This window comes from Rickettsia sp. TH2014 (assembly GCF_019249195.1).
In the GTDB taxonomy this organism is placed as follows: Bacteria; Pseudomonadota; Alphaproteobacteria; order Rickettsiales; family Rickettsiaceae; genus Rickettsia; species Rickettsia felis.
Map to the genome: position 1 here is coordinate 1 of NZ_MXAX01000103.1, position 823 is coordinate 823.

Below are 823 nucleotides of genomic sequence, written 5' to 3' on the forward strand. Positions count from 1 at the left end.
CTCTAAACTGCAATACGGAGGCACGACCGGCTGGTAAAAGTACTTATCTGCGTCAAAACGCCATTATTGCAATCATCGCTCAAATAGGTTCGTTTGTGCCGGCAAAAAGTGCCAAAATAGGAGTAGTCGATAAAATATTTAGCCGAATAGGCGCTGCTGGTGACTTAATTAAGGGGCAATCAACCTTTATGGCTGAGATGCTTGAAACCTCGGCAATTCTTGCTCAATCTACAAAAAACTCACTAATCATCCTTGATGAGGTAGGTAGAGGTGCATCCACTTACGACGGCGTATCTATAGCGTGGTCGGTGCTTGAATATATCCATGATAAGCTAAAATGTCGTTGTTTATTCGCAACGCACTATCATGGACTTACTGTTATGAGTAATTTTCTGCCGGCTTTACAAAATTATACTACTGCTATTGAGGAATCGGGTAAAGATATTTTATTTTTACATAATATTATCTCAGGTGCAGCAGATAGGTCTTATGGTATTCATGTTGCAGCTTTAGCAGGACTCCCTGCCAGCGTTATAAATAGAGCCGAGCAGATTCTGCTTAAATTTGAGAAAACTGCTACCGGTAAAGGAAAAATATCTTATCGACGGAATCAAATAATTTGAGTTTGTTTAATCTTGAGCCTAATAAAACTACTATAAGCAACAAATTAGATGAACAATTTAGAACTATCGACCCTTGATAAACTATTCTCTAAAGAAGCACTTGAATTGCTTTATGAGTTAAAGAAGTTGGTTTGATGTGGGTTGGCATTGTTGCATGGATCGATTTTTTCGTCATTGCGAGAAGAATTACGTAGTAATTC

1 pseudogene is annotated in these 823 nt (G+C 38.4%); it reads left to right on the forward strand.

Features of this window, described 5'->3' with window-relative positions:
- Window positions 1–758 (forward strand): annotated as a pseudogene (locus KYQ89_RS01860) (MutS-related protein); the annotation flags it as partial.
- Window positions 759–823 lie beyond the last annotated feature (65 nt).